Raw genomic sequence first — 21,332 nt, 5'->3', positions numbered from 1 at the left:
AAGATCAAAAGATCGCAGCCTGCGGCAGCTCCTACAAAAGCGGCAACATGTGCTTATAATCCTTCGCTTGCTAACGATCGAGACCCGCATGACTGCCATCCACATCAAGTTCCCTGCCCTCACCCTCAAGGCCGGCCCACGGGCCATGGCGCGGATTCGTGCGCAGGGCTTGCACGCCGCTGACGTCGGCACCCTGCCCGGCGCCGCCGGTGGCCCGAAAGCGCTGGGGATTCAGGGGCTGGATCTGGCGTTGTTCGGCGAATGGCTGCCGGGCGCGCCGCGTGAGCGCTCGCTGATCGGCGCTTCGGTCGGTTCCTGGCGCTTCGCCAGCGCCTGTCTGCCGGACGCCGCCGCAGGCATCCGCCGGCTCGGCCAGTTGTACGCCGAGCAGAACTTCAACAAGGGCGTGACCATGGCCGAGATCAGCCAGAGCTCGCAGCGCATGCTCAATGACCTGCTCGACGGCCGCGACGCCAGCATCCTCAACAACCCCGATTACCGCCTGAACATCATGGTGGTGAAAAGTCACGGCCGTCTGGCCGACGACCATCGCGGCCGCCTCGGCCTCGCGCTGGGTTCGGTGATCGCTGACAACTTGCGTGGCCGCGCACGCCTATCACGGCACTTCGAACGGCTGATCATCCACGACCCGCGCCTCGCCCCGCCGCTCAATGCGCTGAACGATTTCCCGTCGCGCTTCGTCGCGCTCAATGCGGGCAACCTGCGTCAGGCACTGTTGGCCTCCGGGTCGATTCCGATGGTCATGCAAGGCGTGCGTGACCTGCCGGGCGCCGGGGCCGGCACGTTTCGCGACGGCGGCCTGCTCGACTATCACCTCGACCTGCCCTACAGCGGCGACGGCATCGTGCTCTATCCGCACTTCACCGACCGGGTGATCCCCGGCTGGTTCGACAAGACCCTGCCATGGCGCCGCGCCTCGGTGGAACGCTTGCGGGACGTGCTGTTGCTGGCACCGTCGAAGGAATACCTGGCGCGCCTGCCCTACGGCAAGCTGCCGGACCGCAATGACTTCAAGCGCTTCATGGGCGATGCGCCAAGCCGGCAGAAATACTGGCACGCGGCGATGGACGAGAGCCGTCGGCTGGGCGACGAATTTCTCGAACTGAGCGCCAACGGTCGCCTCGCCGAGCGCTTGCTGACCCTTTAGTCAGTGTTTTGCCGCATCGCCAAACACAAGCTGGTAGACTCGCCGCCTGCCCGAATCGCTGCGGCGAACGCCACCTGAACAGAGCCGAAAATACTGTGGAAATCTTCAAGGAATTTACTTTCGAATCCGCCCACCGCCTGCCGCACGTCCCGGACGGCCACAAGTGCGGGCGCCTGCACGGTCACTCGTTCAAGGTGGCGATTCACCTGAGCGGCGACCTCGATCCGCACACCGGCTGGATCCGCGACTTCTCCGAGATCAAGGCGATCTTCAAGCCGTTGTACGAGCGTCTGGATCACAACTACCTGAACGACATCCCCGGCCTGGAAAACCCGACCAGCGAAGTGCTGGCCAAATTCATCTGGAATGAAATGAAGCCGTTGCTGCCGGAACTGAGCGCGATCCGCATCCACGAGACCTGCACCAGCGGCTGCATCTATCGCGGTGAATGATTCAACACAAATCCACTGTAGGAGCTGCCGCAGGCTGCGATCTTTTGATCTTTGATCGTTCCCACGCTCTGCGTGGGAATGCCTCAAGGGACGCTCCGCGTTCCATTGGGAAGGCAAGATCAACAGATCGCAGCCTGCGGCAGCTCCTACACGGGCTTGTGTTTTGGCAGGGAAATAGAGAACAGCCTTCACGGCTGTTTTTTTATGCCCGTATTTTTAGCGACAGCATCGTCGCCGCCTGATGCGATTCCTCTCTCTCCGCCGGCTCCTACATTGGGCTTCGGTGTACTCAGGTGCACTGCTTTCGTGCCGTAAATTCCTCACTCGTCTATACATAAGCGCGCCAACCGTATTTGGCACGACCACTGCAACCAACCTCGCGTCCTCCCCTTTCAGCAAGGAACGCCCCATGACGCAGAACGATCCCGGCAACGATTACCCCCTCAGCGAAGTGCCGATGCATGCGCGCAAGGGCCTGGCCTCGACCGCCATGGTGCTGCTCGGTTTCACCTTCTTCACCGCGACCATGTTTGCCGGCGGCAAGCTCGGCGTGGCGTTCAGTTTCGGCGAGATGCTGGCGGTGATCATCGTCGGCAATCTGCTGCTCGGGCTGTATGCGGCGGGACTCGGCTACATCGCATTCAAGAGCGGCCTCAACTCGGTGTTGATGGGGCGCTTCTGTTTCGGAGAGGTCGGCAGCAAGCTCAGTGACCTGATCCTCGGTTTCACCCAGATCGGCTGGTACGCCTGGGGCACCGCGACCGCCGCGGTGGTACTGGGCAAATACTTCGAGCTGGATCAAGGCACGGTGCTCGGCCTGATGGTACTGTTCGGTCTGGTGTTTTGCGCCACCGCGTATATCGGCTATCGCGGCCTGGAGATTCTGTCGTACATCGCGGTACCGGCGATGATGTTGCTGCTGATGCTGTCAATGTGGGTCGCCACGGTAAAAGTCGGCGGCCTCGACGGCTTGCTCAGCGTGGTGCCGACGGGGTCGCTGGACTGGTCGACCGCCATCACCCTGGTGTTCGGCACCTTCGTCAGCGGCGCGACCCAGGCCACCAACTGGACACGTTTCTCGCGTTCGGCGCGGGTGGCGGTGCTGGCCAGTCTGATCGGCTTTTTCATCGGCAATGGCCTGATGGTGCTGATCGGTGCCTACGGGGCGATCGTCTATCAGCAGCCGGACGTGGTGGAAGTATTGCTGCTACAGGGCTTCGCCATGGCCGCGATGGCGATGCTGTTGCTGAATATCTGGAGCACCCAGGACAACACCATCTACAACTTCGCCGTCGCCGGCTGCAACCTGCTGCGCACCGGGCGGCGCAAGACCGTGACCCTGGCGGGCGCGGTGATCGGCACGTTACTCGCCCTGCTGGGCATGTACGACATGCTGGTGCCGTACCTGATTCTGCTCGGCACGGTGATCCCGCCGATTGGCGGGGTGATCATGGCCGACTTTTTCTTCCGCTGGCGCGGGCGCTATCCGCGTCTGGCCGACGCGCGGTTGCCGGCGTTCAACTGGGCGGGGCTGGCGGCTTACGCGGTCGGCACGCTCGCCGCGTTCCACTCGCCATGGGTCGCGCCGCTGGTAGGGATTGCCGCCGCCGCGCTAACGTATGTCATCGTCACCGGCGTGCTCGGCGCCCGCCGCGCCTCTGCGCCACTACAAGACTTATAAGAAGGATTCGCCTGATGCACATCATCAACGCCCGACTGCGCAACCAGGAAGGTTTGCACGAATTGCACCTGGAACACGGCCTGATCCACAGCATCAGCCGCCAGACCGAAGCCCCGACGCTCAACCCTGGCGACCTCGACGCCGGCGGCAATCTGGTGGTGCCGCCCTTCGTCGAACCGCACATCCACCTCGACGCCACCCTCACCGCCGGCGAGCCGCGCTGGAACATGAGCGGCACGCTGTTCGAAGGCATCGAGTGCTGGGGCGAGCGCAAGGTCACCATCACCGAAGAAGATACCAAGACCCGCGCGAAAAAAACCATTCAGGCCCTGGCCGCCCACGGCATCCAGCACGTGCGCACCCACGTCGACGTCACCGACCCGCAGCTCACCGCACTCAAGGCGATGCTCGAAGTACGCGAGGAAACCCGACACCTGATCGACCTGCAAATCGTCGCGTTCCCGCAGGAGGGCATCGAGTCGTTCCGCAACGGTCGCGAGCTGATGGAGGAAGCGATTCGCATGGGCGCCGATGTGGTCGGCGGCATCCCGCATTTCGAATACACCCGCGAACAGGGCGTCAGCTCGGTGAAGTTTCTGATGGACCTGGCCGAACGCACCGGCTGCCTGGTGGACGTGCACTGCGACGAAACCGACGACCCGCATTCGCGCTTCCTCGAAGTGCTCGCCGAAGAAGCGCGCAGCCGCGACATGGGCGCACGGGTCACCGCCAGCCACACCACGGCGATGGGCTCTTACGACAACGCCTACTGCGCCAAACTGTTCCGCCTGCTCGGGCATTCCGGGATCAGTTTCGTCTCCTGCCCGACCGAGAGCATTCACCTGCAAGGACGCTTCGACAACTTCCCCAAACGCCGTGGCGTCACCCGGGTCAACGAGTTGCTCGAAGCCGGGATGAACGTGTGTTTCGGCCAGGATTCCATCGTCGATCCGTGGTATCCGCTGGGCAACGGCAACATCCTGCGCGTGCTCGAAGCCGGGTTGCACATCTGCCACATGCTCGGTTACCGCAACCTGCAAAATGCGCTGGATCTGGTCACCGATAACAGCGCCAAAGCCATGCACCTGGGCGAGCGTTACGGGCTGGAGCCGGGGCGTCCGGCCAACCTGCTGATTCTGTCGGCGGACAGTGATTACGAGGTAATCCGCAGCCAAGGCCTGCCGCTGTATTCAATTCGCGGCGGCAAAGTGCTGATGCAGCGGCAGATGCCGGTGGTGGAGTTCAGCAACCCCCTGAATTGACCGCGCCCCCTGTAGGAGCTGCCGAAGGCTGCGATCTTTTGATCTTGCTTTTTAAAGTCAAAGTCAAAAGATCGCAGCCTGCGGCAGCTCCTACAGAGAACATGTTCACCTCAAAACCCTGTGGGAGCTGGCTTGCCAGCGAAAGCGATTGCCGCGTCAGCCCATCAATCGCGCCGTACCAAACAGCCTGACCCGCAGCAACTCACCGCCCTCCTCCTCAAGCAACACCGGCGCCGTCCCGCCGGGCATCACCACCTGCACCTCCCCGCTCGCCACCCAGCCCACCGCCCAAGCCGCACAGGCCACCGCACTGGCACTGGTGCCGGACGACTCCGTCGGCCCTTCGCCGCGTTCGAACACCCGGGCGACGATGCGTTGCGCAGATTCGCGCGCGGCCCATTGCAGATTGACGCCCGCCGGGCATGGCTGGCCGGCACCGGTGGGCATGGCGTAGGCGATGCGGGTCAGGCCTTCGGCCCATGGTGCTTCGCGCATTTGCCGATTGGTGGGTAACGCGGCGATGTCGTTCAGCAAGGTCACGCAATGCGGGTTGCCGATGCGCACGAACTGGCTGTGTTGCCACGCCGGACTCAGCTCGGCCAGTTGTGCTACATGGCTCAACTTCCGTCCGTTGAAGGTGCGATTTTCAACCTGTTGCGCCGCCACGGCAACAGGCCCGAAGGCCGGTTGCCCGAGGTCCAGCCAGAAGCCATCTACACCCTCGACGGCGGCCGGGTTCACCGAAGTTTCCACGGCAGGCCCCTTGTCGTGATGCACGCGCAGCAATGCGCCCTCCGCCGGCATCAGCCCCTGCTCCAGCAAGAATTGGGAAAAGATCGTCAGGCCATTGCCGCTGCGTTCGGCCAGGGTGCCGTCGGTGTTGACGATCAGCACATCGAACGGCGGCGCGGATTGAAACGGCCCGATCAGCAGACCATCGCTGCGGTGGGATTTGCTGCCTGGCGGACGCTGGCCTTCGGGCCAGTCACAACACAGCGCAATGGCGGCCGCGCTCCAGGCTGGTCGCGACACGGCACACTGCGCGGCATCAACCGGCAAATCGATTCCCGCCTCGCGCAGTGCCTGCGGCGAAACCACCGCGTAAATATTGCCCCGCGCGTCATAGAACTGCGTCATCACTGGCCCTTACTGTTAAATACTCCCGAAGCAGCCACTGTAAAACGCAATCCTTGTGGGAGCGAGCTTGCTCGCGAAGGCGACGTGTCAGTCGCCATGTTTATCGCCTGAACCAACGCAATCGTCGGAACACCGCCCAACAGTGTCATTCCCACAGGTTACGATGTCACTCCCCCCGACCTGCGATCGAACCTCGACGCGCAATCAAGGTCATTCGGGAACGCGACGTTTTTTGCCAAGGATCGATATGACCAGTCTCAACCCGCAAGACACCTTCGTCCCCGGACGCCTGCAACAGATGTCGACGCGCATCGCCTTCTTCATCGCCGGCCTCGGCATTGCCGCGTGGGCGCCGCTGGTGCCGTACGCCAAGGCCCGCGCCGGACTGGATGAAGGCACGCTGGGTCTGTTGTTGCTGTGCCTGGGGGTCGGCTCGATTCTGGCGATGCCGCTGGCGGGGATTCTCGCCACCCGGTTCGGCTGCCGCAAAGTTGCCACCGGCGGCACCCTGCTGATTTGTGCGGCGTTGCCGCTGCTGGCGACGCTGTCGTCGATTCCGGCGTTGATCGCCACGCTGTTCATGTTCGGTGCCGGGCTGGGCACGGTGGATTCGACCGTCAATCTGCAAGCAGTGATCGTCGAACGCGCCAGTGGCAAGCACATGATGTCGGGCTTTCACGGTCTGTTCAGTCTCGGCGGGATTGTCGGCGCGGCGGGGGTCAGCGCCCTGCTCGGCCTCGGCCTGACGCCGCTGGCGGCGATGCTGGTGGTGGTGGCGGTGCTGCTCGGCGCACTGTTCAAGTGTGTGCCACACATGTTGCCGTACGGCAGTGAAAGTTCGGGACCGGCGTTCGCCATTCCCCACGGCATCGTGCTGTTCATCGGCGGCATGTGCTTCATCGTGTTCCTCACCGAAGGCGCGGCGCTGGACTGGAGCGCGGTGTTCCTCGCCGAGGAACGCGGGATCGACACCGCCTACGCCGGGTTGGGTTACGCCGCCTTCGCCCTGACCATGACCGCCGGGCGCTTGCTCGGTGACCGCATCGTGCGCGCACTCGGCGCCACGCGAATCATTCTGTTTGGTGGCCTGCTGGCGGCGTCGGGGCTGTTTCTGGCGACCTTCGCCCCGAGCTGGCAAGCGGCGCTGTTGGGTTATGCGCTGGTCGGCGCCGGCTGTTCGAACATCGTCCCGGTGCTGTACACCGCAGTGGGCAAGCAGACGGTGATGCCGGAAAGCATTGCGGTGCCGGCGATCACCACCCTTGGCTATGCCGGGATTCTCGCGGGCCCGGCGGTGATCGGCTTTGTCGCCCATGCCAGCAGCCTGAGTTTTGCCTTCGGGTTGATGGCGGTGCTGTTGGTGGCGGTGGCGATTGGTGGCAAAACCCTCAAAGTCTGAAACGTAGTTGGGGCAGCTGAGCTTCAGCGTGGCGACACACGGCCGCGAAACTGCCGCCACGTTGCCCCCAAGCCAGCGCCGATTGTGTAAAATGCCGCCCGGGTGCCACCGCACAACGCGGCAGGGCAGGTTTAATTCAGCGCAGGTCGGGCCGCCGCGCGGAGTTGCTGTGCCTATGAGCCACGATCCGTCACGCCTGCAATCTGCCCCTACGCGCCAGGGCTCGCCCTCTGCGATGGCCTTTCTCTCGCGATTTTTCGCCGCTGAATCGGCCGGCGGTCTGGTCCTGATGGCCTCGGCCCTCGCCGCCTTGTTGATCGCCAACTCGCCGTGGGCGACCAGCTATTTTTCGAACCTGCAGATCAAACTCGGCGGCTTGTCGATCGAGCATTGGGTCAACGATGGCCTGATGGCGATCTTCTTCATGCTGGTCGGCCTGGAGATCAAGCGCGAAATGCTCGCCGGTCAGTTGTCGACCTGGGGTCAGCGCGCGCTGCCGGGCTTCGCCGCCCTGGGCGGGATGCTGGTGCCAGCGCTGATCTATGTCGCGATCAACTGGGGCAACCCGCAGACCCTCAGCGGCTGGGCGATTCCTGCCGCCACCGACATTGCTTTCGCCTTGGGCGTGCTGTCACTGCTGGGCAAACGCGTGCCCGTCTCGCTGAAAATCTTCCTTTCGGCGCTGGCCATTCTTGATGACTTGGGCGCGGTGGTGATCATCGCGATTTTCTACACCAGCGGCCTGTCGTTAAGCATGTTGCTGGCTTCGCTGGCGGTCATTGCGTTGCTGGTGATCCTCAACCGCTGCGGGGTCAGAAAGCTTTGGCCGTACTTGCTCGCCGGTGCTTTCCTGTGGTTCTTCATGCTGCAATCGGGGATTCACGCGACCCTCGCCGGAGTGATTCTGGCGCTGTGCATTCCGTTGGGTCATCCGGAAGACGAGCACAACTCGCCGCTGCTGGTCCTCGAAGAAAAACTGCATCCGTGGGTGGCGTTCGCCGTGGTGCCGATTTTCGGTTTCGCCAACGCCGGCGTGTCGTTGGCCGGCATTTCCCCGAGCAACCTGCTGGAGCCGGTACCGCTGGGCGTTGCGCTGGGGCTGCTGTTCGGCAAGCAGATCGGCATCCTCGGCCTCGGCGCGCTGGCGATCCGCAGCGGTCTGGCGCAACTGCCGCAAGGCGCTAGCTGGCTGCAACTGTACGGCGTCGCCCTGCTCTGCGGGATCGGCTTCACCATGAGCCTGTTCATTGGCGCACTGGCGTTTCCGGGGGCGCCGCATCTGGTGGATTCGGTGAAGGTGGGGGTGTTGCTGGGCTCGATCCTGTCCGCGTTGCTGGCGGTGGTCGTGCTGGTGAATGCGGGTAAGGCGAAGGGTTTGAACTGATCGCCGGACCTGATCGAAACAGAAAACCAAATGTGGGAGCGGGCTTGCTCCGGGCGGCGTTCCGACGAAAGCGGTGGTTCAGTCAATACTTTCGTGACTGAAATACCGCTTTCGCGAGCAAGCCCGCTCCCACAGTTTTGACCGCGGTGTGGTTTAGCCTTTTTCGTCGATCCCGGCTTGCAGGGTCTGGCTGTCCAGATTCCCGCTCAACGTCACCGGGCCGACTTTCAGATTGCCGTTATCGAACGACACTTTCGGCGCGTTCTCCTCGGTTTTCTGCGGCAGGTCCAGCCCGGCTTTCACTCCGTATTCATGATTGACCAGATCGCTGCTGCCGACCTTCGAACCGCCCAGATCCACTTTGCCCTCACTCGCCGAAATCCGCGCGCCGCTCAGTTGCGTAGCGCCGCCCACCGCGAGGTTCACGCCCTGGCTGCCACTGATTCCGGACGCCTGCGTCACGCCGTCCTTGTGGCTGTATTCGCCCTGTGCTTTCAACGTCGGTTTGTAGTCGGTGCCGGCGAGTTTTTCCTTGTCGCTCGGCGGGTTCTTCTTCGCGGTCAGGCCCAGATCGATATCGACTTTGGCTTGGGTTTTCGCGTCCTGACGGCTGTCTACGCGTAGATCACCGGCGACCCTGCCGCTAACGGTTTTCGCGTCGATCCGTGCACCCGACAGCTGCGCATCACCTGCGCTGTTGAGCACCACGCTGTCAGCCTTGATCTGGCTGTTCTGCTGGATGCTGCCTTGCAGGTAATCGACACCGACCTTGGCCCCGGCGTTAAAGCCGTGGTCGCTGCTGGCTTTTTCATCGGCAGCGGTCGGGGTCTTGCTGCTCAGGTTGCCGCCGGCATTCAGCGCGACGTTCCAGTTATTGCGACTCTCGCTGGACTGCGCCGACTCCTGAATGAAACCGCCCTGCTGCGCATCAATCTTGACGCTTGGCGCGCTGACTTGCGTGCCTTGCAGATGCACCGCGTCACCACTCAACGCAACATCACTCCCACTGCTGAGCTGACCACCACTGAGGGTTTGCGAACTTTCGTTGATCCGGCCAATGTTGAAGTTGCCGCTCAGGTTGCCGCCCTGATCGCGGCTCTTCTCGCTGCTGGTCCTGCTGGCGCCGCCCTTCAAGCCACCGCCAAGATTACTGCCGGTCGCGCTGTGCGTAGCGCTGGCCGCTTGCAGATCGAGCTTGCCGTCAGCGTGCAGATCGATGGGGCCGACGCTGTCGATCTGCGTGCCTTGCTGAACCTGGTTACCGCCGCTGCTCAGTTGCACCGGACCGTTAGCGTTGATACTGGCGACGCGGGCCTGAGTATCAGTGGTTTGCTTGGCAGTGTGGTCGAGCTGGAAACCGGCGCCGAGGTCGACGTTGGTGCCGTCGGTGCCCGGCAAGGTGCCGACTGTCAGCGAGCCATTGCCGCGCAGGCTGGAGTCGCTGCTGCTCTGGCGGTCGTTGGCCTGATTCAGTGCCAGATCGCCGCCGGTGTTGATGCTCACCCCGCCCTGCCCGCCGTCGAAACGGCTGCCGGCGAACTGCGCGTCACCGCCGACCTTGATGCTCACGCCCTGAGTGCCGGCATAGCCGCCAACCACTGCAGTGCTGCTGTCCTTGCTGCTGTAGTGGTTGCCACCGGCGCCGCTGCCGGCGACGTTCACGTCCTCGCCGGTCTTGGTGTAGACGCGCACGTCGACCTTGGCGTCCACCGCGTTATCCGTGCTGCTGTGGCTGTTGCTCGCGGCGTCGGCAAGCAGTTTGTCAGCGCTGATATTGACCTTGCCGTTGCTGGCGCTGTACTGCGTACCCTGATCGTGCAGGGTGCCGGCGGCGCTCACCGCGACGTTGCCGCCATCGAAACGGCTGACCACCGCATTGTTGCTCTGCTGGCTCTGGTCGGCGCTGGCGTGACCGATCACCACGTCGAGACCGACGTTCGGCTGGCCGAGATTGCTCAGGCCGTCCTTGTCTGGAATCTTGCCGTTGAGTACATCTTTCACCGCGCCAGCGATCGGCCGGGCGATGTCCTTGTATTCGACATTGGCGCCGATGTCCGCCGACCAGTTGCTCTGCGTGTGGGTGCTGCTTTCGCTGTTGCTGGCGGCGCGGTTGTCGATCTCGTTGGCCGCCACGTGTAGACCGTTGCCGGCCTTGACCTGTGCGCCTTCGGTCAGCAGCTTGTCCGCGTTGATATTGAGGTTGCCGCTGCTCTGCAGATGGGTAGTTTGCGCGACGGTCTTGCTGCTGCTGTCTTGGCTGCTGCTGTGAGCGAAATCGACGCCGCTGCCAGCGCGATCGAGACCGCCGGTGTAGTAGAAACCGCCGCCGGTGCTGGTGGTATCGGTCGAGGTCTTGTGGCTGTCCTGTCCGGCCAGCAACGACACATTCTTGCCGCCCAGCGTGGTGTCACCGGCAGTGGCTTTGACCTCGCTGCCCTTGATGGTCAGGTCGCCGCCGGCCTGCACCTGCACGCTACCGCCGCTGAGGCTGGCCCCTTGCTGGTTGACGTCGTTGCGGGTGACGGTCTGCTGTTTGTCTTCGTAGTGCACCCCGGCGCGGTATTGCTCTGGGGTGTTTTCTTTGGCGTAGGCGTCGAAGCCACGGGTCGCGCTGGTGGTGCTGTTGTCGTGGCTGTTCTGCGTGGCATGCACGTTGACATCACCGGCAGCGTCCGCCGTCAGCGCAGCACCGGCCTTGACTGTGGAGCCAGCCACTTCGATGTCTTTGGCGCTTCTGAGCTTGAGGTTGCTGTCGGAGACCAGCTCGCTGCCCAGGGTGGTGCTGTCCTTGGAATTCTGCCGCGACTCGTCCTTGGTGATGCCGAAGAACTTGCTGTCTTTATCGTGATTGTTGCTGTGCGAGGTGTCCTGCACGCCGTCGATCAGCAGCGAACCCTGGTCGCTGATCACGCTGGCGTCGCTGCCGCCACGCACCTGGCTGCCGCTGATGCGCACGTCGTCAGCCTTGACGATCAGTTTGCCGGCAGCGTTGATTTTGCTGCCCTGATGCCGGGTCTGGCCCTTGTCGGCGTCACCGGTCTTGCCGAAGAAACCGCCGCCGACCAAGTCGCCGGAGTAACTGTTGGCATTGCTGCGACTGGTGCGGGTGGCGGTGGTGACGTCCACTTGCTTGCCCGCCAGTTTGATGTCGCCGGCGCTGGTCAATTCGGCGCCTTCGGAGCGCAACAACGCGGCAGTTTGCAAGGCGATATTGCCGCCCTTCAACTGGCTGGTAACGCTGCGCTGCTCTTCGCTGCTGCTGTTCCAGTCAGCCTTCCACAGGTGCTTGCGGTGGTTGCCCTGATCGGTCTGGGTGTGGCTTTCGGTGGCGGCAGTCAGGCGTAAATCGCCACCGCTGTTTACCGCGAGATTATTCGCCGCCTCGACCTTGGCGGCTTTGAGCTCGATGTCTTTGCCGGAGGACAGTCTGGCGTCACGGCTGGCGACGATCTGGCTGCCGTGCTGGCGTGAGTCGCTGTCGGTCTGCGTGCGATTGTAGGTTTCCCAGGTAATGCCGATGGTGCTGTTGTTCCAGTTTTCGCGTTGCTCCTGGAGCTTGCGGCTTTCTACGGTGCTGAGGGTCAGGTTGCGTTTGGCAGCGACGGTGATGTCGCGGGCGCTGACATCGGTGGCGGCCAGGGTCAGGTCTTTGCCGCTGTGCAGGCCGACATCGCCCTGGCTGCTGCGGATACCGGCACGGGTGACTTCGAGGCTGTTGGGGATCGCTTCGCCGCTGACGCTGAGGTCACCGGCGGAACGAATCTGCACGCCGTCGCGCCCGGCCACTTGCACCGCACCCACGCGCACACCCGCGCCTTCGGCGGTGCTGACAATGTTGATGCGCCCGGCCTGCATCGCGCCGAACAGGCTGGCGTCGATGCGTTGATCGGCAGTATTGCCCGCCGGGTCCACCGCTTTGACCTGACCGCTGGCGTAATCCAGCTGATTGCGCCCGACCGTGAGGTTCAGTTGATCGCGGGCATCGATGCGCCCCTGGCTGTCGATACGCGGGGCAATCAGGTTGATCGAGCCTTCAGCGTTGCGCAGGCCGCCGCTGTGGATCTGCAACTGGCCGCTGGCATCGCGGGTGTTCAGCGCTTGCAGTTTGCCGTCGTTGAGTTCCGGGCGCCCGACCAGCAGATTGGCGTTTGGCGTGTTGATGAAACTGCCGCCGTTCACCGAAATGCCGTTGGGGTTGGCCAGCACGTAATCGGCAGCGCGACCGAAGATTTCCTGAGCGCCATTGATCGCCGACGGGTTGCGGCTGATCACCTCGTTGAGAATCACGCTGGCCGCCTGGCCCTGCAATTGCGGGTTGGCCGCCAGTTGCCCGGCGAGCTGCGATTGCCCGGCCTGCAACGCGTTGTTCAACACCAGCCCTTGGCGGTCGACGTTGTAGTCGAGGAACTGGTTGTGCGACAAGCCCGAGCCGTTAGGCGCGACGATGTTGACGATGGGCACGCCGCCCTGGGTCTGCAATTGCGCGGTGCCGCCGGGGCCGGGAGCGACCACGACACCGCCGGCGATGGCGCTGGGCAGGTGCACGGCGAAGAACAGGCTGGCGATCGCCCAGCGCAATTTGCCCCGAGGAGAAAGATGAAATGCAAAGGTGTGTGCTGGCATAAAAACGTCTCCATGTAAGTACGGCGTCACGGCGCGCGATTTAGTCTTGGCCGCGGCTGTCGCGCTCAGATCCGACGGCTGTCTGTTCACTGCTTGTTGATTCTCGGTGCTGCTCATAGCTGCACTCCCACGCGCATCAGCCAGGTCTCTGGCTCGTGCTGCAAACCGTTGGGGGTGTTGAGGGCGCGTTGGTAATCGACGTCCACTTGCAGACTCTTCCAGCCCAGATTCAGCCCGACGCTGGCGCCGCTCAGGCGTTGGCCTTGGGCGCCGTGGTCGGCCTTGAGCCAGCCATTGTCCAGCGCCACGCGCGGAGTTATCTGCAGCGGCCAATCACGGCGCAGCGGCAGGCGCAAGGTGTTGCGCCAGATCGCGCCGCTGGCGCCGGAAGCGCTGCTGACCCGGTAGCCGCGCACCGCCGAATCGTCGGTGCCGAGCAACTGTTCGATGGCCGGCAGCGGGTCGGGGCTGTATTGCAGATTGAGCTGGCTCTGCCACTGCCAGGCCTGCGCGCCGAACTGGCCGTTGCGCCATTGGCTGAGGCCGGCGCGGTACTTGCGAAACTGCGCCTTGGGCAAGTTGCTGACGGCGTGATTGGCGTCGTCATCGGCGCCCAGCCAGCGCAAGCCTTGCGAGTAAGTCAGATCAAGGTTCCACACCGCGCGGTCGAGCCAGAACAGATTGAGGCCGGCATCGGCCACGGTCAGGGTCGGGCTTTGAATGCCCAGGCGGACGTTTTCCAGGTAGCTGTCGACGTCCTTGTGTGCCAGTTGCAGATTGGCGCTGAGCTGGCGGCTCTGGTCGCGCCACAGCACGCGGTCGGCGCGCAGGCTCAACTGATCGGTGATGCCGCTGCTGTGCAAGGTTGCGCTCGGCAGTTTGAACGGCGCGCGGTATTCGGCGTGGCTGGCGAACACGCTGTAGGTCCAGTAGCCGTAGGGGATTGCGTAATACAGGCTGGCGTTGCGGTTGTAGCGGTCGCCCTGATTCAAGGTGTCGCTGGCACTGAGGCTCAACAGATCGTTGAGTTGCAACGGGCTGTCGAGACTCACGCTGAAACTGTTGCGATCGCGTCCGGTGCTGGCGCTGCCGAGGTTGTCGACGCCCAACCCCAGTGCCCAGCGCGACTGCCCGGCCGTGCGCGAACGCAGGATGATCCGCGAGGCGCCGGGCTGGCTGCCGGGGGCGATGTCGGCGGTCAGGTCAATCGAGCGCAGACGGTTCAACTGATCCAGACCCTGCTCCAGATCGCGCAGGTTCAGCGGCTGGCCGAGCATGTGCGGGAACGCCCCGCCGAGCGACACCGGCAGGCTCTGGTCGGCCAGTTCGATGGACTCGATGTAGCCCTCGTCGACCCTGATGTCCAGCGACTGCCCCGCCGCCGGTGCGCTCAACAGGTACGGGCGACTGGCGATGTAGCCCTTCTCGACATAGATCGCGGTGATCGTCGCCAGCAGATGATTGATCTGGCCGACGCCCATGCACGGTGCCAGCAGCGGTTTGATCCGCGCATCGAGTTTGTCGCGGTCGATCAATGTGACACCGCCGATACGTGTGCCACTTAGCGGCCAGCAGCGTTCATCGGGCGCGACCGTTTGCGGGATCGCGGGTGTGGCCGGTGCCGGACCGAACGCGCCGCGCTCGAGTTGACGCTTGCGCTGCTCCATCTGCAGTTGTTGCAGATCGCGCTGTTGCTGTTGCTGCTGGCGCAGCACTTCCTGGCCCGGCGCGGCTGGGTCAGCGGCGTGCGCTGAGGCGGCACACACACTCAACACGACGGCCGACAGCAGCGGGCAATACGTAGAACGACGACGAAAAACAGCGCGAAGCAAATACGGCACGCAACATCCTTGCACTCATAAACTGGCGTAATGCCACTTCATCAATGCGAGTGATAGTCAGAGCCTTCCCACACAAATGCAAGACGCTTCCTACAACGCTTACATTTCTTAAACATTTGATTTCGTTGCTTTCAACGGCATCGTCTCAGGGTTTGCCTGAGCGCTGGCATAACGTTTTCCATTTCCCGACCCAGTAATACCTGTCGCTGTCGTGGATGGAATCCGCTGCAAACCCTGAGACTTCAGCAGCAACTGACGACCGGCACGAAAAATCATTTGCGACAAAATATTACTCGCGTCATATTACAGCCGTAATAACTAATCGATCCCGCAGGTATTACGCCATGACCAGCATGCCCTCCCTTGAACCCGAGCTATCTGCAGCGGTAACCAGCGCCAGGGCGCCACTGCGCAAACGCCTGCTACTGACCGGCGCGGGCCTGATCGCGCTGCTGGCGGCTGGGGTGTACGCCGTGCACTGGTGGGGCACCGGGCGTTTTCTCGAAGAGACCGACGATGCCTACATCGGAGGCGACGTGACGGTGATCGGGCCGAAGGTCGCAGGCTACATCGACGAAGTGCTGGTCAGCGACAACCAGTCAGTGAAGGCCGGCGACGTGTTAATCCGCCTCGATGCCCGCGACTACCGCGCCAACCTTGCCAAAGCCGAAGGCGCAGTCGCCGCTGAGCAGGCGCTCCTGGCCAACCTCGACGCCACCGAACAACTGCAGCAAGCAGTCATCGGCCAGGCCCGCGCCGGCATCGATGCAGCCGGTGCCGAAACCGCCCGCTCGCGGGACGACAACACGCGCTACAAACGCCTGGTGAACAGCAATGCGGTGTCAGTGGAAAGCGCCCAGCGTGCCGACGCCACTTTCAAAACCGCCCAGGCTCTAAGTGCCCGCGCCCAGGCCGAACTGCTCGCCGCCCAACGCCAACTGGCAGTCATCGACACGCAAAAACAACAGGCCCGCGCCGCCCTGCAACAAGCCCGGGCCGAGCGTGATCTGGCGCAATTGAACCTCGGCTACACCGAACTGCGTGCACCGTTCGACGGAGTGATCGGCAACCGGCGTGCGCGGGTCGGCGCCTATGCCCAGGCCGGGTCGCAACAGTTGTCAGTGGTGCCGGCCAGCGGTCTGTGGGTCGATGCCAATTTCAAGGAAGACCAGCTCGCCAGAATGCGCCCCGGACAACGGGTTAGCATCCGCGCCGACGTGCTCTCCGGCCAGGAATTCCACGGTCGCCTCGACAGCCTCGCCCCCGCCACCGGTGCGCAATTCAGCGTGCTGCCGCCGGAGAACGCCACCGGCAACTTCACCAAAATCGTCCAGCGCGTGCCGGTGCGGATCCTGCTCGACCCGGCCGACAGTGTGCTCGGTCATCTGCGTCCAGGGTTGTCGGTCACCGCTGAAGTCGACACCCGCGCGCCCGCTGAAAACAGCGCCGTGGCCGTGGCGCCATGAGCACCACACTCACCGCCGCAGCGCCGCCATTCAACGCCGCTGATATGGCCACGGCGACCAAAGTGTTCGCCTTCGCCACCATGTGCATCGGCATGTTCATTGCCCTGCTGGACATCCAGATTGTCTCGGCGTCGCTGCGTGATATCGGCGGCGGACTGTCGGCGGGCACCGATGAAACCGCGTGGGTGCAGACCAGTTACCTGATCGCCGAAATCATCGTGATTCCGTTGTCGGGCTGGCTGTCGCGGGTGTTCTCCACGCGCTGGCTGTTCTGCGCCTCGGCGGTCGGCTTCACCCTCGCCAGCCTGCTTTGCGGCATAGCCTGGAATATCCAGAGCATGATCGCCTTCCGGGCGTTGCAGGGTTTTCTTGGCGGCTCGATGATCCCGCTGGTGTTCACCACCGCATTCTTTTTCTTCACCGGCAAACAGCGGGTGATCGCCGCAGCAACCATCGGTGCGGTGGCGTCACTGGCGCCGACCCTGGGCCCGGTTATCGGCGGCTGGATCACCGATATCTCTTCGTGGCACTGGCTGTTCTACATCAACCTGCTGCCGGGGATTTTCGTCGCGGTGGCGGTGCCGATGCTGGTGAAGATCGACCAGCCGGAACTGTCGCTGCTCAAAGGCGCGGACTACCTGAGCATGCTGTTTCTGGCGCTGTTTCTCGGCTGCCTGGAATACACCCTCGAAGAAGGACCGCGCTGGAACTGGTTCAGCGATCAGACGATTCTGACCACGGCGTGGATCAGCGGCCTGGCGGGGCTGGCTTTCATTGGCCGCACCTTGCACGTGGCCAATCCGATCGTCGATCTGCGCGCACTCAAGGATCGCAACTTCGCCCTCGGCTGCTTCTTTTCCTTTGTCACCGGCATCGGTCTGTTCGCGACGATTTACCTGACCCCGCTGTTTCTCGGACGGGTGCGCGGCTACAGCGCGCTGGACATTGGCCTGGCGGTATTTTCCACCGGGGTGTTCCAGATCATGGCGATTCCGCTGTATGCGTTTCTCGCCAATCGCGTGGACTTGCGCTGGATCATGATGCTAGGTCTGGGTTTGTTTGCGCTGTCGATGTGGGAATTCAGCCCGATCACCCACGACTGGGGTGCCGCACAGTTGATGCTGCCGCAGGCGCTGCGCGGGATCGCTCAGCAACTGGCGGTTCCGCCAGCAGTGACGCTGACGTTGGGCGGGCTGGCACCGGCGCGGTTGAAGCATGCCTCGGGCCTGTTCAACCTGATGCGCAACCTGGGCGGGGCAATCGGTATTGCCGCCTGCGCGACCATTCTCAACGACCGCACCAACCTGCACTTCACCCGATTGGCCGAGCATCTGAACAGCAGCAACGAAGCGATGAACCAGTGGCTGACGCAGGTCACCGGCAACCTCGCGACGCTGGGCCAGAGCGGTGATATCGGCATCACCGCCGGCCTGCGTCAACTCTGGCTGCTGACCTACCGCGAGGCGCAGACCCAGACCTACGGCGACACCTTTCTGATGATCATGCTGTGCTTCATCATCGCCACGGCGATGGTGCCCCTGATGCGCAAGGTGCAACCACCGGCGGCGCCGAGTGCGGATGCGCATTGATCACCGCTCTGAGCGGTATGCACTTTCCACTGTGGGAGCGGGCTTGCTCGCGAAGGCGTCGTGTCGCTCACCCTAGTGGTTATCTGACACACCGCTTTCGCGAGCAAGCCCGCTCCCACAGTTATCGACCGTGGAACATCAGAGCGGTGGGGTTTTGCGGAAGCCCACTGCCAGGCGGTTCCAGCTGTTGATGGTGCTGATCGCCACGGTCAGGTCGACCATTTCCTTGGGCGAGAACTGTGCGGCGACGATGTCGTAGTCTTCGTCCGGGGCGTGGGTCAGGCTCAGTTGGGTCAGTGACTCGGTCCACAGCAGCGCGGCGCGTTCGCGCTCGGTGAAGAACGGTGCTTCACGCCATGCGGTCACCGCGAACAGCCGGCGTGGAGTCTCGCCGCCCTTGATCGCGTCGGCAGTGTGCATGTCGATGCAGAACGCGCAGCCATTGATCTGCGAAGCGCGCAGCTTGACCAGTTCGATCAGGGTCTTTTCCAGCGGCAGTTTCGAGACTGCGCCTTCCAGGGCCATCATCGCTTTCAGGGCGTCTGGGGAAGCGGTGTAGAAATCGGTACGAGCTTGCATGATGAGTTTCCGGGGCCAGTGAATGTGTGACTAAGGTAGTCCCGGCACTGCCCCGGACAAATAGCCAATCTCCCGGAAGACGAGTAGACCACCCCGCTCACACCCGACTGCGTAACCACTGCAGGAACCCGGTTTTCGCCACCACCGTCGGCACGTCCTGAGTCAGGGTCTGGGCCTTGTGCAGGCGATAATCGAGCAAGGCTTTCATCGCCTCGCTGATGTCGTGGCGTGCATCCAGGCAGGGTTTGAGGTAGGACTTTTCGATGCGGTACAGCGCACAGAAGGTTCTCGCGGTGAAGGTCGCCGGCACCGACGAATCGGAAAGAATCCCGGCCTCCCCAATCACCTCCCCCGGCCCCATGCGCCCGGACTCGAACGGGCTGCCATGGCGGATCAGGGTCACGCTGACTACCCCGGATTCGATGATGAACAAATGATCGCTGACCTCCCCCGCATCCAGAATCGTCTCGCCGGCGCGGAAGGTCTGCAGGGTCATGTTCTGGCTGAAAGTGTCTTTCTCATCCTGGCGCAGGGTGGAGAAAATTGGTGAGCTGTCGAGCAGCGCCCGTGGCCGCGACAGGTTGGCGGAGACGCTCGGTTCGACACTCGACAACAGATTGACCCCGGACGCCTGCAAGTGCCGATAGGCCAGATCGAACAGCTGATTGCGCACCGGACGCTTCTGGTCCATCGACGATACGAAGCCACTGATTTCGTATTCGACGCCACTGCTGCTGGAGCTTTTCAGCGCGACGCTGGGCGAAGGATTATCCAGCAGCGGACGGCAACCCTGCATCGCCCGCTCCAGCGCGTCGATCACGGTGGTCGGACGTGCATGCGGGCTGACCTGCACGCTGACGGCGAGGCCGAACATGTTGCTTGGCCGGCTGAAGTTGATGATCTTGGCCTTGGCCGCCAGCGAGTTGGGGATCACCGCCATGCTGCCCTGACTGGTTTGCAGGCGCGTGGCGCGCCAATCGATGTCGATCACCCGGCCTTCGGTGCCGTCGATCGAGATCCAGTCATCGATCTGATACGGCTTGGTGGTGTTGAGCACGATCCCGGAGAACACGTCGCTCAATGTGCTCTGCAACGCCAGACCGACGATGATCGCCAGCGCCCCGGACGTCGCCAGCACGCCTTTGACCGGCAGATCGAGCACGTAGGCCAGCGCCGCGATAATCGCGATGAGGAAGATCACCGCACCAAGCAGGTCCTGCAACAACCGTCCGGTGTGCCCGACCCGCTGCAGCATCACCGCGCCGATCAGCACGGTCAGGGTGCGCGCGCCGAACAGCCACCAGCCTATCTGCAACCCGGTCGCCGCCAGGTGCAGCGGCACGTTGTCGGGCCACGGCGCCGTTTCCATCGGGTTGAGGCCTTCGTTGAACAGGACCGCGCTGTACAGGGCGAAAATCAGCACCCGCACCAACAGCTTCCACGCACTGCCATGGGAGCTGATCAGCCGCCACAGGCCCAGGTCGAGGAGGATCAGGATCAACGCGCAAAACAACGGATGTTCAGTCAGGAAAGACAACATCAAACCACTCCGACACGGGCCAATCGCGAGAAGATCGCACAGATTGGGCAAGTGTAGGAGTAATTGATCTGGCAGGATTAATCCGCCGTTGAAAACACCCCGAAACAACTGTGGGAGCGGGCTTGCTCGCGAAGGCGGTCAGTCAGTCGAACAGGCGTTGACTGACCGTGCGCTTTCGCGAGCAAGCCCGCTCCCACAGGGGTAAAGCAGTCCAGAGGACGGATTCAGCCGTGCATCCGGCCAAAACGCCCGGACTGGAAATCGGCGAATGCCTGATGAATTTCCTGCTCGGTGTTCATCACGAACGGGCCGTGGCCGACGATTGGCTCATCGATCGGCTCGCCACTGAGCAGCAGCACCACCGCATCTTCGCTGGCCTCCAGAGTCAGCTGACTGCCGTCGCGCTCGAACAGCACCAGTTGCCCGACACCTGCCGTTTCCCGGCCATTGATCCGTACCGAACCTTTCAACAGCACCAGCGCGCTGTTGCGCCCTTGGTGCAGATCCAGCGTCAGCGGTTTGCCGGCATTCAGCCGCAGGTCCCAGACGTCGATCGGAGTGAACGTCTTCGACGGGCCTTTATGGCCATCGAATTCACCGGCAATCAGGCGCAGGCTGCCAGCGTTGTCCTTCAGCGCAATCACCGGAATGTCGCGATCGAGAATGGTCTGGTAACCGGGTGCGGCCATTTTGTCCTTGGCCGGCAGGTTGACCCACAGCTGGACCATTTCCATCTTGCCGCCGGTTCTGGCGAACGCGTCCGAATGAAACTCCTCGTGGAGGATCCCGGACGCAGCGGTCATCCACTGCACATCCCCCGGGCCGATGGTGCCGCCGCTGCCGGTGGAGTCGCGGTGCTGCACCTCGCCGTCGTAGACGATGGTCACGGTTTCGAACCCGCGATGCGGATGCTGGCCGACGCCACGGCGCTCGGTGGTCGGAGTGAATTCGGCCGGGCCGGCGTGATCGAGCAGCAGGAACGGGCTGATGTGTTTGCCCAGATTGTCGTAGGAAAACAGGGTGCGAACCGGGAACCCATCGCCGACCCAATGGCCGCGAGGGCTGGTGTAGATACCGATGATGTTTTTCATGGTTGCCTCCAAAAAGGTGGGTGACGCAATGGATTAAGCTTAAATCCATGACGCGCGGAGGACTAGCCGGCAAAAACCGGCTTGAGTGTTCCATATCTGGAACAGTGGTTCGCGTTGCCC

14 protein-coding genes are annotated in these 21,332 nt (G+C 63.0%); 8 read left to right on the top strand and 6 right to left on the bottom strand.

All coding sequences use genetic code 11. From position 1 onward, the window contains the following. Positions 1–88: 88 nt before the first annotated feature. The 4 genes from ACXR0M_RS26455 (at position 89) to codA (ending at position 4,563) form a co-directional block, all read left to right on the top strand. A complete protein-coding gene (locus ACXR0M_RS26455; protein WP_458834565.1) occupies positions 89–1,168 on the top strand; it encodes a patatin-like phospholipase family protein in 1,080 nt (359 codons plus the stop codon). A gap of 95 nt (positions 1,169–1,263) precedes the next feature. Then, positions 1,264–1,620, top strand: coding sequence for a 6-carboxytetrahydropterin synthase QueD (queD, locus tag ACXR0M_RS26450; RefSeq protein ID WP_003223505.1), 357 nt, complete (start codon positions 1,264–1,266; stop codon positions 1,618–1,620). A gap of 409 nt (positions 1,621–2,029) precedes the next feature. After that, positions 2,030–3,301, top strand: a complete 1,272-nt coding sequence (gene codB / locus ACXR0M_RS26445) for a cytosine permease (protein ID WP_458834564.1) — start codon at positions 2,030–2,032, stop codon at positions 3,299–3,301. A 14-nt stretch (positions 3,302–3,315) separates the two neighbouring features. Then, positions 3,316–4,563: a cytosine deaminase gene (gene codA, locus ACXR0M_RS26440; RefSeq protein WP_458834563.1), complete on the top strand. Its 1,248-nt coding sequence runs from the start codon at positions 3,316–3,318 to the stop codon at positions 4,561–4,563. Between the two features lie 156 nt (positions 4,564–4,719). Here codA and ACXR0M_RS26435 read toward each other — a convergent pair whose 3' ends face one another. Next, on the bottom strand, positions 4,720–5,700 hold the full coding sequence (locus ACXR0M_RS26435; protein WP_458834562.1) for a diaminopimelate epimerase: 981 nt from the start codon (positions 5,698–5,700) through the stop codon (positions 4,720–4,722). A gap of 247 nt (positions 5,701–5,947) precedes the next feature. Between ACXR0M_RS26435 and ACXR0M_RS26430 the strand changes: the two genes are divergently transcribed. Both ACXR0M_RS26430 and nhaA read left to right on the top strand, forming a co-directional pair. Next, the gene (locus tag ACXR0M_RS26430) at positions 5,948–7,099 is read left to right on the top strand and encodes an MFS transporter (protein ID WP_458834561.1); all 1,152 of its coding nucleotides are present in this window, start codon (positions 5,948–5,950) and stop codon (positions 7,097–7,099) included. Between the two features lie 175 nt (positions 7,100–7,274). Beyond that, positions 7,275–8,483 carry a Na+/H+ antiporter NhaA gene (nhaA, locus tag ACXR0M_RS26425; protein WP_458834560.1) on the top strand — a complete coding sequence of 403 codons (1,209 nt, stop codon included), beginning with the start codon at positions 7,275–7,277 and terminating at the stop codon, positions 8,481–8,483. A 153-nt stretch (positions 8,484–8,636) separates the two neighbouring features. Here nhaA and ACXR0M_RS26420 read toward each other — a convergent pair whose 3' ends face one another. After that, positions 8,637–13,106, bottom strand: coding sequence for a hemagglutinin repeat-containing protein (locus ACXR0M_RS26420; RefSeq protein ID WP_458834559.1), 4,470 nt, complete (start codon positions 13,104–13,106; stop codon positions 8,637–8,639). Between the two features lie 113 nt (positions 13,107–13,219). Next, positions 13,220–14,947 carry a ShlB/FhaC/HecB family hemolysin secretion/activation protein gene (locus tag ACXR0M_RS26415; RefSeq protein WP_458834558.1) on the bottom strand — a complete coding sequence of 576 codons (1,728 nt, stop codon included), beginning with the start codon at positions 14,945–14,947 and terminating at the stop codon, positions 13,220–13,222. 344 nt (positions 14,948–15,291) lie between these two features. On the opposite strand from ACXR0M_RS26415, the gene ACXR0M_RS26410 reads away from it, so the two are divergent. Together ACXR0M_RS26410 and ACXR0M_RS26405 are read left to right on the top strand one after the other, a co-directional pair. Continuing rightward, positions 15,292–16,413: an HlyD family secretion protein gene (locus ACXR0M_RS26410; protein ID WP_458834557.1), complete on the top strand. Its 1,122-nt coding sequence runs from the start codon at positions 15,292–15,294 to the stop codon at positions 16,411–16,413. Beyond that, complete coding sequence (locus tag ACXR0M_RS26405) at positions 16,410–18,002, top strand: DHA2 family efflux MFS transporter permease subunit (protein ID WP_458834556.1); 1,593 nt, start codon at positions 16,410–16,412, stop codon at positions 18,000–18,002. Before ACXR0M_RS26410 ends, ACXR0M_RS26405 begins: the two co-directional genes overlap by 4 nt. Before the next feature lie 138 nt (positions 18,003–18,140). Here the strand turns inward: ACXR0M_RS26405 and ACXR0M_RS26400 are convergent, their stop codons facing one another. The 3 genes from ACXR0M_RS26400 to ACXR0M_RS26390 all read right to left on the bottom strand — a co-directional run bounded on the left by ACXR0M_RS26400 (position 18,141) and on the right by ACXR0M_RS26390 (position 21,212). Next, positions 18,141–18,581 (bottom strand): carboxymuconolactone decarboxylase family protein, encoded by a 441-nt coding sequence (locus tag ACXR0M_RS26400; RefSeq protein ID WP_458834555.1) that lies wholly within the window; start codon positions 18,579–18,581, stop codon positions 18,141–18,143. Between the two features lie 97 nt (positions 18,582–18,678). Further along, positions 18,679–20,121, bottom strand: coding sequence for a mechanosensitive ion channel domain-containing protein (locus tag ACXR0M_RS26395; protein WP_458834554.1), 1,443 nt, complete (start codon positions 20,119–20,121; stop codon positions 18,679–18,681). Between the two features lie 224 nt (positions 20,122–20,345). Next, on the bottom strand, positions 20,346–21,212 hold the full coding sequence (locus tag ACXR0M_RS26390; protein WP_458834553.1) for a pirin family protein: 867 nt from the start codon (positions 21,210–21,212) through the stop codon (positions 20,346–20,348). Positions 21,213–21,332: the final 120 nt, after the last annotated feature.

The organism is Pseudomonas sp. Eth.TT006, assembly GCF_054456575.1.
This window is presented reverse-complemented; position numbering and strand designations above follow the sequence as displayed.

Coding starts and splice junctions, on each gene's coding strand:
- codB (WP_458834564.1), top strand. CDS start 2,030: ATGACGCAGAACGATCCCGGCAACGATTACCCCCTCAGCGAAGTGCCG.
- ACXR0M_RS26395 (WP_458834554.1), bottom strand. CDS start 20,121: ATGTTGTCTTTCCTGACTGAACATCCGTTGTTTTGCGCGTTGATCCTG.
- ACXR0M_RS26435 (WP_458834562.1), bottom strand. CDS start 5,700: ATGACGCAGTTCTATGACGCGCGGGGCAATATTTACGCGGTGGTTTCG.
- nhaA (WP_458834560.1), top strand. CDS start 7,275: ATGAGCCACGATCCGTCACGCCTGCAATCTGCCCCTACGCGCCAGGGC.
- ACXR0M_RS26430 (WP_458834561.1), top strand. CDS start 5,948: ATGACCAGTCTCAACCCGCAAGACACCTTCGTCCCCGGACGCCTGCAA.
- ACXR0M_RS26410 (WP_458834557.1), top strand. CDS start 15,292: ATGACCAGCATGCCCTCCCTTGAACCCGAGCTATCTGCAGCGGTAACC.
- ACXR0M_RS26420 (WP_458834559.1), bottom strand. CDS start 13,106: ATGCCAGCACACACCTTTGCATTTCATCTTTCTCCTCGGGGCAAATTG.
- ACXR0M_RS26400 (WP_458834555.1), bottom strand. CDS start 18,581: ATGCAAGCTCGTACCGATTTCTACACCGCTTCCCCAGACGCCCTGAAA.
- codA (WP_458834563.1), top strand. CDS start 3,316: ATGCACATCATCAACGCCCGACTGCGCAACCAGGAAGGTTTGCACGAA.
- ACXR0M_RS26390 (WP_458834553.1), bottom strand. CDS start 21,212: ATGAAAAACATCATCGGTATCTACACCAGCCCTCGCGGCCATTGGGTC.
- ACXR0M_RS26405 (WP_458834556.1), top strand. CDS start 16,410: ATGAGCACCACACTCACCGCCGCAGCGCCGCCATTCAACGCCGCTGAT.
- ACXR0M_RS26455 (WP_458834565.1), top strand. CDS start 89: ATGACTGCCATCCACATCAAGTTCCCTGCCCTCACCCTCAAGGCCGGC.